This window comes from Streptomyces sp. (assembly GCF_036566765.1).
Classification (GTDB): domain Bacteria; phylum Actinomycetota; class Actinomycetes; order Streptomycetales; family Streptomycetaceae; genus Streptomyces.
This window is the reverse complement of sequence record NZ_DATCVQ010000616.1, coordinates 1-10,047: the sequence shown is the minus strand read 5'-3', so window position 1 is coordinate 10,047 and position 10,047 is coordinate 1. Positions and strand designations below refer to the sequence as shown.

General features: G+C 71.1%; 10 protein-coding genes. All 10 read right to left on the bottom strand.

What is annotated here, in order from left to right:
* Window positions 1-241: 241 nt before the first annotated feature.
* The gene (locus VIU94_RS35980; RefSeq protein ID WP_331918293.1) at window positions 242-1,321 is read right to left on the bottom strand and encodes a DivIVA domain-containing protein; all 1,080 of its coding nucleotides are present in this window, start codon (window positions 1,319-1,321) and stop codon (window positions 242-244) included.
* A 55-nt stretch (window positions 1,322-1,376) separates the two neighbouring features.
* Window positions 1,377-1,667, bottom strand: coding sequence for a YggT family protein (locus VIU94_RS35975; protein ID WP_331918291.1), 291 nt, complete (start codon window positions 1,665-1,667; stop codon window positions 1,377-1,379).
* An 80-nt stretch (window positions 1,668-1,747) separates the two neighbouring features.
* Complete coding sequence (locus VIU94_RS35970) at window positions 1,748-2,371, bottom strand: cell division protein SepF (RefSeq protein ID WP_331918289.1); 624 nt, start codon at window positions 2,369-2,371, stop codon at window positions 1,748-1,750.
* A 158-nt stretch (window positions 2,372-2,529) separates the two neighbouring features.
* On the bottom strand, window positions 2,530-3,249 hold the full coding sequence (locus VIU94_RS35965; protein WP_331918287.1) for a YggS family pyridoxal phosphate-dependent enzyme: 720 nt from the start codon (window positions 3,247-3,249) through the stop codon (window positions 2,530-2,532).
* On the bottom strand, window positions 3,246-4,028 hold the full coding sequence (gene pgeF, locus VIU94_RS35960; protein WP_331918285.1) for a peptidoglycan editing factor PgeF: 783 nt from the start codon (window positions 4,026-4,028) through the stop codon (window positions 3,246-3,248). The genes VIU94_RS35965 and pgeF overlap by 4 nt, the downstream gene beginning before the upstream one ends.
* Entirely contained in the window at window positions 4,025-5,233 is a 1,209-nt protein-coding gene (gene ftsZ, locus VIU94_RS35955) for a cell division protein FtsZ (protein WP_331918283.1), read from the bottom strand. The genes pgeF and ftsZ overlap by 4 nt, the downstream gene beginning before the upstream one ends.
* Window positions 5,234-5,512: 279 nt before the next feature.
* Window positions 5,513-6,319, bottom strand: a complete 807-nt coding sequence (locus VIU94_RS35950; RefSeq protein ID WP_331918281.1) for a cell division protein FtsQ/DivIB — start codon at window positions 6,317-6,319, stop codon at window positions 5,513-5,515.
* Between the two features lie 26 nt (window positions 6,320-6,345).
* Window positions 6,346-7,440, bottom strand: coding sequence for an undecaprenyldiphospho-muramoylpentapeptide beta-N-acetylglucosaminyltransferase (gene murG / locus VIU94_RS35945; protein ID WP_331918279.1), 1,095 nt, complete (start codon window positions 7,438-7,440; stop codon window positions 6,346-6,348).
* Window positions 7,441-7,446: 6 nt separating this feature from the next.
* Entirely contained in the window at window positions 7,447-8,787 is a 1,341-nt protein-coding gene (gene ftsW, locus VIU94_RS35940) for a putative lipid II flippase FtsW (protein ID WP_331918277.1), read from the bottom strand.
* A 56-nt stretch (window positions 8,788-8,843) separates the two neighbouring features.
* Window positions 8,844-10,047: UDP-N-acetylmuramoyl-L-alanine--D-glutamate ligase (gene murD / locus VIU94_RS35935; RefSeq protein ID WP_331918275.1), on the bottom strand; the 1,204-nt coding region annotated here is incomplete at its 5' end.

Below are 10,047 nucleotides of genomic sequence, written 5' to 3'. Positions count from 1 at the left end.
CCGCACCCCCGGGGTCCGGGGCGGAGCCCCGGTTTCGGGAAGGGGCGGGGTGGGGGAAAGCCCGCCGCAGGCGCCCCGACCTCAGCCGCCTCGGACCCGCACCCATACCCGCCCCGCTCCGCACACGCCCGGTACCGCACGTGCCCACGGCAAAAGGGCCGGGGCCCTGGGATTGCTCCCAGGACCCCGGCCCTTGCCGCTGCCGACGGCTACTACGCGCTCAGCGCGCGCAGTCGCGCCGTCAGTTGTCGTCCTCGTCGATCAGGAAGCCGCGCATCGGCGCCGGCGCCTGCTGCATCGGCTGGGGCGCCTGCGGGCGCACCGGGGCCATCGGCTGGGTCATCGCCGGGGACATCTGCTGCTGGCCGCCGTACGACTGGGCTCCGCCCATCGTGCCGTTGCCGCCGTACGACGGGGCGCCCGCACCGGCCGACGCCATCGACGGGGACGGCGGCAGCGACGGGGCGGCCGGGGTCCGCGGCGGGGCCAGCGAGTCGTCCGCCTGGGTCTCCAGCTGACGCAGCTGCGACTCCAGGTACGACTTCAGACGGGTCCGGTACTCGCGCTCGAAGCCCCGCAGGTCCTCGACCTTGCGCTCCAGCGTGGCGCGGGCGGACTCCAGGGAGCCCATCGCGACGCGGTGCTTCTCCTGCGCGTCCCGCTCAAGAGCGTCCGCCTTGGCGCGGGCGTCCCGCTCCAGGCCCTCGGCGCGGGAGCGCGCCTCGCCGACGATCTTGTTCGCCTCGGAGCGGGCCTCGGCGATCGCCTGGTCGGCGGTCTGCTGGGCCAGCGAGAGGACGCGCGCGGCGCTGTCGCCGCCGGGGCCCTGACCGGGCTGCTGCATCTGCTGCTGCGGGTGTCCCATGGGGCCGCCCATCGGCTGGCCCATCGGACCGCCCTGCATGGGGCCGCCCTGCATCGGGCCGGGACCCATCGGGCCGCCCTGCATCGGGCCCGGGCCGTGGCCACCGGGGCCGGCCGGGAGCTGCGGGGCACCGGACGGCAGCTGCGGCGGGCCGCCCATCGGCGGCTGCTGCTGCACCGGCGGACCGGATATGGCGGCGGGCACGGGCGCGCCCGGACCACCGGGACGGTCCTGCGGCTCCGGGGGCTTGCGCATCCCCTGCTGCTGCTGGTTCTGCGCGGCGGCACGCGTCGCCGCGGCCAGCTTCGCGCGCAGGTCCTCGTTCTCGCGGAGCAGTCGGGTCAGTTCGCCCTCGACCTCGTCGAGGAAGGCATCGACCTCGTCCTCGTCGTAGCCTTCTCGCAGGCGGACGGTCGTGAACTGCTTGTTCCGCACGTCCTCAGGGGTCAGCGGCATCTCTTCTTCACCTCTACGTAGTCGTCGGCAGTCGGCAAGACCGTATCGTCCACATTCACCTCGCGTAGCTGCTCACGATGGAGATCAGGATGTAGACGATGATCATCAGAACGAAGAAGGACAGGTCGAGTGCCACGCCCCCGAGACGCAGCGGCGGAATGAACCGCCGCAGAAGCTTGAGCGGTGGATCGGTGACAGTGTAGGTGGCCTCAAGTACGACCACCATCGCCTTGCCGGGCTGCCATGAGCGGGCGAACTGGAAGACGTAGTCCATGACCAACCGGAAGATCAGCACGACGAGGAAGCACGTCAGCACGATGTAGACCACTTGTAGTGCCACGCCCATCCCGCGTTTCCCTCTCCCCTGTTTCTCGTGCTCTCGCGTTTCTCACCGGCCTCGCGGCCGGGTCGTACCGGGTGTCGTTCTCAGCTCTGGTTGAAGAATCCGCCCTCTGCGATGCGGGCCTTGTCCTCCGCCGTGACATCGACGTTAGCAGGCGACAACAGGAACACCTTCTGCGTCACGCGCTCAATGCTGCCATGGAGCCCGAAGACGAGTCCGGCGGCAAAGTCGACAAGTCGCTTCGCATCGGTGTCGTCCATCTCGGTGAGGTTCATGATCACCGGGGTGCCCTCGCGGAAGTGTTCCCCGATGGTACGGGCCTCGTTGTAGGTCCTCGGGTGCAGCGTGGTGATGCGGTAGGGCTCCCGCTCGGACACGACCTTGGGCATGATCACCGGTGCGTTCTTCTCCAGGCTCGGACGTTCGGGTGTGATGGATGACACGGGGGCGATTCGCGCCGGACGTCCGCTTTCCACGGGAACCGCGGCGGGCACGTGCAGCGGCTCTCGTTGCGCCGGCGGCGCCACCACCCGTACCGGCTCCTCGCGCTCCACCTGGCGGGGCGGCTGGCGGTGCCGGAGCTCGCGCTCGGGCTCCGGTTCCAGCTCGGGTTCGAAATCGTCGTCGGGATCGAATCCCCGGCCGTCGTACCCATCGTCCTCCACGAGGCCGAGGTAGACCGCCATCTTGCGCATTGCGCCGGCCATTTCTCCGAGTCCTCCGCTCTGTGGTGGATCGCCCTTGTCACACACGCCGCTGTCACACATGCCGCAGCGTCGCCAAGCGCGTCCGCGATCCACGAGGTCCGCCCGCTTTCTGCGGGAATGACCATATTTTCTGCTGTGGTCCGACTTGCTTCGCGACGTTACCCGAGCGGGGGTCGGACTCCGAGTACCGCCGTACCGATGCGCACGTGTGTCGCCCCGGCCGCGACGGCCTCTTCGAGATCCGCACTCATCCCCGCGGACACCATGTTCGCAGCCGGACGTGTCGCGCGCAGGGCAGTCGACAAATCCATCAGCCGATCGAACGCCGCGCGTTGCCGGCCCGCGTACGGACCGGAGAGCGGAGCGACGGTCATCAGACCGTCGAGCCGCAGACCCGGCGCCGCGTCGACGGCGCCGGCCAACTCCTCGATGCCGTCCGGTGCGACGCCGCCGCGCGCGCCCCGCTCGCCCGACTCGGCGTCGAGCGCGACCTGGAGCAGACAGCCGACCTCGCGCCCGGCCTTCTCCGCACCCGCGGAGAGAGCGGACACGAGCTTCACGCGGTCGACGGACTGCACCACATCGGCATAACCCACCACGGAACGGACCTTATTGGTCTGCAACTGGCCCACGAAGTGCCATCTCAGATCCAGATCCGCGCACGCGGCGGCCTTGGGCGCCGCGTCCTGGTCGCGGTTCTCGGCGACATGACGCACACCGAGTTCGTGCAGGATCCTCACGTCGCTCGCCGGGTAGGTCTTCGTGACCACGATGAGGGTCACGTCCTCCCGCTTGCGGTCGGCCGCGTCGCACGCGGCGGAGAGACGTTCCTCCACCCGGGCCAGGTTCTCGGCGAGTTGGGTCTTGCGGTCCGTCATGCGCTCTTCCTGCCGGGGGTCCCGGGGTTGTCCCCCGGGAAGACACAGCCGTCCAACCAGACATATCCCGCGAGTCGCCCGGTCGTGCGGTCCCTGCGGTACGAGTAGTGGTCGCCCGACTCGCGGGTGCAGACCTCCGACGCGCGCCGGTCGCGCACCCCCAGCGCTTCGAGTTGGGCGTGCACCCCGGCCGCGACGTCGACCGCCGGGGTGCCCCAGCTGGTTTCCGCCCAGGCGGCCGGCTCTACCGCGGCGACCTCGGCCCGCATCTGCTCCGGCACCTCGTAGCACCGGCCGCAGACGGCCGGGCCGGTCCGGGCCACGATCCGGGAGGGGTCGGCCCCGAGTTCGGTCATCGCCCGCACCGCGGCCGGGACGACCCCGGCGAGCATCCCGGGCCGCCCGGCGTGGGCGGCGGCCGCCACCCCGGCGACCGGGTCGGCGAGCAGGACCGGGACGCAGTCGGCGGTGAGGACCGCGAGGGCGAGTCCGCGCCGGTCGGTGACCAGGGCGTCCACCGGGGGGAGCTCGACGCCGGGCTGCCAGTCCCCGTCGAGCACCGCCACATCGGCCCCGTGCACCTGGTTCATCCAGACGACCCGCGCCGGGTCGAGCCCCAGCGCGCCCGCGGCGAGCTTCCGGTTGGTCCGCACCGCGGCCGGGTCGTCGCCCACCAGTCCGCCGAGGTTGAGCTCCTCGTACGGAACGGCGCTCACCCCGCCCCACCGGTCGGTGAAGGCGAAGTGGGCGCCGCTCGTGTCGTCGTGCTGCCCTATCACTTCAAGAAGTCCGGGACGTCCAGCTCTTCGGCCTGGGTGTCCGGGTACGGGCGGGCCGGCGGGACCACCGGCGGGGCGACCGGCGACAGCGGGCCGTCGTTGAGCGCCGGGGCCGGCTCGGCCACGGGCTCGTCCCGCGGGGTGACGGTGCCGAGGCCGCCGGCGGAGCGGGGGGTCTCGGTCGCCCGGGCCGCGGGGGCCGGCTCCTCGCGCTTGGCCGAGGCCCCGCCGAGGATGTTGTCGCGCCGGGTCGGCGGCTGACCGCCGTCGAAGCCGGCGGCGATGACGGTGACCCGGACCTCGTCGCCGAGCGCGTCGTCGATGACCGCGCCGAAGATGATGTTCGCCTCGGGGTGGGCCGCCTCGCTGACCAGCTGCGCGGCCTCGTTGATCTCGAAGAGACCGAGGTCCGAGCCGCCGGAGATGGAGAGCAGCACGCCGCGGGCGCCGTCGATGGACGCCTCCAGGAGCGGCGAGGAGATCGCCATCTCGGCGGCGGCCACCGCGCGGTCGTCGCCGCGCGCCGAGCCGATGCCCATGAGCGCCGAACCCGCTTCGGACATGACCGACTTGACGTCGGCGAAGTCCAGGTTGATCAGGCCCGGGGTGGTGATGAGGTCGGTGATGCCCTGGACACCGCTCAGCAGCACCTGGTCGGCCGACTTGAAGGCGTCCAGCACGGAGACCTGGCGGTCCGAGATGGAGAGCAGTCGGTCGTTCGGGATGACGATGAGGGTGTCGACCTCTTCGCGGAGCTCGGCGATGCCGTCCTCCGCCTGGTTGGCGCGCCGGCGGCCCTCGAACGTGAACGGGCGGGTGACCACGCCGATCGTGAGCGCGCCAAGGGAGCGTGCGATGTTGGCGACGACGGGCGCGCCGCCGGTGCCGGTGCCGCCGCCCTCGCCGGCGGTGACGAAGACCATGTCGGCCCCCTTGAGGACCTCCTCGATCTCCTCGCGGTGGTCCTCTGCCGCCTTGCGGCCGACTGCCGGGTTGGCCCCGGCCCCGAGGCCACGGGTCAGTTCACGGCCGACGTCGAGCTTGACGTCGGCGTCGCTCATCAACAGTGCCTGTGCGTCGGTGTTGATGGCGATGAACTCGACGCCCTTGAGACCGACCTCGATCATTCGGTTGATGGCATTGACACCACCGCCGCCGACACCGATGACCTTGATGACTGCGAGGTAGTTCTGCGGTGCTGCCACGTCGAAGGCCTCTCGCCTCGAGTTACGTGTCGCCGCTGCGCGGTGCTACTCGCGTCGCGACGACGGATGCCGATGGGACGGTCCGAAATGCCGACCCAAACCCTAACGTTGAAGTTTAGGGTTACCAGTGTCTCTGTTCGCTGGACTCTTCCGAACAGGACACTAAGTCGACAAGTGGCGCACGTTCAACGAACACGCCGAACCTCCCGTTTTTCTTTTCACCCTATGTGATCACCCGTAGCGCTGGCCAACCAGGGTGCTGGCCAGCGGCGATGCGCGTCAACTCCGCGACGCCGCCGGGGCGGTGGGGGCGCTGACGTCGAAGTGCCCCGCTTTGGGTTCCGCTTTCATCAGAGCGGTGAGGACCCTCGCCTTCACCGCGCCCCCCTCCCCGCTGCCCCAGAACACCGTCCGGCCCCTGCTGAGCTCCAGGGTGAGGGAGTCGTACGACGTGAGCCTGACGACACGGACGTCCCGGCCGATCTTCTCGGGGAGTTCGCCCGTCACGCCTACCGCCTCCATGAGCAGCCGGTCCGCGTCGAAACGGCGCAGGCTGGGTGAGCCCGAGACGTTCATGACGAGCCGGGGCACGCCCTGGGGGGCCTTGTCGACGGTGGCGAAAGGGACTCCGCCGGAGTCCACTTCGGTGAACCTTCCGCCTTTTTCCACGAGCAGGACGGGCTTTCGTTCCGTCACTTTCAGAGCGATTCCGTGCGGCCAGGACCGGACGACGTCCACCGAGTCGATTCGGGGCAGTTTCCGGAGCAGCCGGTCCTCGATCGCGTCGGTGTCGACGGAGGCCAGCGGGGACCCCATCGGGACCTCGGCGGCTGACTCCACTTCGTGTGGCGTCAGGACCTGCGCGCCCGAAGTCTTCACATGTTCCACACGGAGCCAGGACGACCCGTAGAGCGCCCAGATCGCGCCCGCGCCGAGCGCCACGACGCCTGCCGCGGCGAGCAGCAGGCGCGGTCCGCGCAGCCGGGCGAGCCGGCCGGGGCCTCCCGAATCGCCGGGCGGCCGGGCCGACGGACCCTTCGGTTCGCGCGGGGCGCGCTTCTCTGCGGTCGTCGGTCCGGCTGCCACGTCAGATCTCCCGCCTTCAGCCGCCCCTACGCCTGACGGCGGGCGGCGATCGCCTCGTACACCATGCCGACGAGCAGGTCGTCGGCGTCCCGGCGGCCGAACTCGGCGGCGGCGCGGGACATCTCGTACAACCGGTGCGGATCGGCCAGTACGGGCAGCACGTTGCCCTGCACCCACTGCGGGGTCAGCTCCGCGTCGTCGACCAGCAGTCCGCCGCCGGCCTTGACCACCGGCTGGGCGTTGAGCCGCTGTTCGCCGTTGCCGATGGGCAGCGGGACGTATGCGGCCGGGAGCCCGACGGCGGAGAGTTCGGCGACGGTCATCGCGCCCGCGCGGCAGAGCATCATGTCGGCGGCGGCGTACGCGAGATCCATCCGGTCAACGTACGGTACCGGGATGTACGGCGGCATACCGGGCATGTTGTCGACGCGCGGCAGTTCGTTCTTCGGGCCCACCGCGTGCAGGATCTGGACGCCGGAACGCTGCAGCACCGGGGCGATCTGCTGGACCACCTCGTTGAGCCGGCGCGCGCCCTGCGAACCGCCGGAGACCAGCAGGGTCGGCAGGTTGGGGTCGAGACCGAAGGCGGCGCGCGCCTCGGGGCGGACCCGGGCCCGGTCGAGGGTGGCGATGGTGTGCCGCAGCGGGATGCCGATGTAGCGGGCGTTGCGCAGCTTGGAGTCCGGGGTGGCGACGCCGACCCCGGCCGCGTACCGCGAGCCGATCTTGTTGGCCAGGCCGGGCCGGGCGTTGGCCTCGTGCACCACGATCGGCACGCCGAGCCGCTTGGCGGCCAGGTAGCCGGGCAGCGCCACATAGCCGCCGAAGCCGACCACGCAGTCCGCCTTGGTCCGCTCCAGGATCTGCTCGGCGGCCTTGATCGTGCCGCGCAGCCGTCCGGGGACGGTGATCAGCTCGGGGGTGGGCTTGCGCGGCAGCGGCACGGCGGGGATGAGCGCCAACTCGTAGCCCCGCTCGGGCACGAGCCGGGTCTCCAGGCCCTTCTCCGTGCCCAGCGCCGTGATCCCCACGCTGGGGTCCTGCCTGCGCAGGGCGTCCGCGAGGGCGAGCGCGGGCTCGATGTGGCCGGCGGTCCCCCCACCGGCGAGTACGACATGCACCGAAATTCACCGCTCTCCGGACGGACGCTTCTTGACGCGCCGTCGCATCGACTTAAATCTCATCCCGGCCCGCTTGCCCCAACCGGGGCGGCGCATGGCCAGGGCCGCTTTCGCGGCGGGCTCCTGTCGCGCGAAGGCGATCAGCAACCCGACGGCGAACATGGTCGGCAGCAGAGCCGACCCTCCGTACGAGAACAACGGGAGCGGGACTCCGGCGATCGGCAGCAGACCGAGCACCGCACCGATGTTGATCACGGCCTGCGCCGTGATCCAGGTGGTCACGCCTCCCGCGGCATACCTGACGAAGGGGTCCTCCGTGCGTCCGGCCACGCGGATACCCGCATAGCCTAGAGCCGCGAACAGGGCGAGCACCGACAGCGTCCCCGCCAGCCCCAGTTCCTCACCGGTGACGGCGAAGATGAAGTCGGTGTGCGCTTCAGGCAGTTGGCCCCATTTTTCCACACTGGCGCCCAGACCGGAACCGAACCATCCGCCCGATGCCAGAGCATAGATTCCGTGCGCTGCCTGCCAGCACGGGTCCCCCTCCCCGCCCGGGTCGCTCGCGCCGATGCAGGCGAACCGCTTCATCCGGTTCGGGCTGGTCTTGATCAGCAGCAGGCCGATCAGCCCCGCGACCGAGAGCACGCCGGCGAAGAGCCGGGTGGGCGCGCCCGCCGTCCACAGCAGGCCGAAGAGGATCGCGGCGAGCACGATGGAGGTGCCCATGTCACCGCCGAGCATGATCAGGCCGAGCAGCATGAACGTGCCGGGGACCAGCGGCACCAGGATGTGCTTCCACTGGGTGAGCAGCTTCATGTCCTGCTTGCGGGCGAGCAGATCGGCGCCCCACAGGATGAGCGCCAGCTTGCCGAACTCGCTGGGCTGGAGCTGGAACGGTCCGCCCAGGTAGATCCAGTTCTGGTTGCCGTTGACCGCGTGCCCTATCCCCGGGATCTGGACGAGCACCATCAGGAAGACGGTGCCCATCAGGAGCGGGTAGGCGAGCGCCCGGTGCAGCTTGACGGGCATCCGGGAGGCCAGCAGGAGCAGGCCGCCGCCGATGACCGCGGCGAGGAACTGCTTGCCGAAGAAGTACGAGGCGGGCAGGTCGTACTTCAGCGCCGTGATCATCGAGGCCGAGTAGACCATCACCAGGCCCAGCGTGGTGATCAGCAGACCGGCGCCCATGATCACGTAGTACGCGGTGAGCGGCCGGTCCCAGGCCCGCCGGGCCCGCTCGAAGGTACGTCGCAGGCCGCCGCCGCGGGGTCGGCGCGGGGGTACGAGGGGCCGGCCCCCGCCGCGTACGGCGGAGGGCCTGCGTGTCCCGGCGATCTTGCTCGGCATCAGTCGCTGTCCCCTCCAGTCGTGTCCGGCGCGGCCGGACCTGGCGGCTGGTCAGGTCAGGCGTGCTCGGTGCCGGTGTGCTCGGCGTCGGTCCCGGCGAGCGCGCGGACGGCGTCCGCGAAGGCCTCGCCGCGCTTGTTGTAATTGGCGAACATGTCCATCGAGGCACAGGCCGGGGCCAGTAGGACGGTGTCCCCCGGCCGGGCGAGTCGGGCCGCCTCCTGGACCGCCGCCGACATCGCCCCAGTGTCGGTCCGGTCGAGGTCGACCACCGGGACCTCGGGGGCGTGTCGCGCCAGGGCTTCGCGGATCAGCGCGCGCTCGGCGCCGATCAGCACGACCCCGCGCAGCCGCGCCGCGGACCGCTGCACCAGCTCGTCGAACTCCGCGCCCTTGGCCAGGCCGCCGGCGATCCAGACGATCGGGTCGTAGGCCGCCAACGAGGCCTCGGCCGCGTGGGTGTTGGTGGCCTTGGAGTCGTCGACGTACGCGACGCCGTCGACGTCCAGGACGTGCTCGATGCGGTGCGCGTCGGGCCGGAAGGCCCGCAGCCCGTCGCGTACGGCCTTCGGCTCCACGCCGAAGGCGCGGGCGAGGGCGGCCGCGGCCAGCGCATTGGCGATGTTGTGCGGGGCCGACGGCTGGACGTCGGAGACCTCGGCCAGCTCCTGGGCCTGCTTGTGCCGGTTGTCGACGAAGGCCCGGTCGACCAGGATGCCCTCGACGACGCCGAGCTGGGACGGGCCGGGGGTGCCGAGGGTGAAGCCGATCGCGCGGCAGCCCTCCTCGACGTCGGCCTCGCGGACCAGGTCCTCGGTGGCCGGGTCGGCGACGTTGTACACGCAGGCGACCTTGTTGCCCTCGTAGATCCGGCCCTTGTCGGCGGCGTACGCCTCCATCGAGCCGTGCCAGTCGAGGTGGTCCGGGGCGAGGTTGAGCACCGCCGCGGAGTGCGCGCGCAGGCTCGGCGCCCAGTGCAGCTGGTAGCTGGAGAGCTCGACGGCGAGCACGTCGTACGTCTCGTCGCCGAGGACGGCGTCGAGCAGCGAGACCCCGATGTTGCCGACGGCGGCGGTCTTCAGGCCCGCCGCCTCGAGGATCGAGGCGAGCATCCGCACGGTCGTGGTCTTGCCGTTGGTGCCGGTGACCGCGAGCCAGGGAGCGGGAGTCCTTCCCGCCGGGATCTCACGCAAGCGCCAGGCCAGCTCGACGTCGCCCCAGACCTCCACACCCGCCTCGGCGGCGGCCGCGAACAGGGGC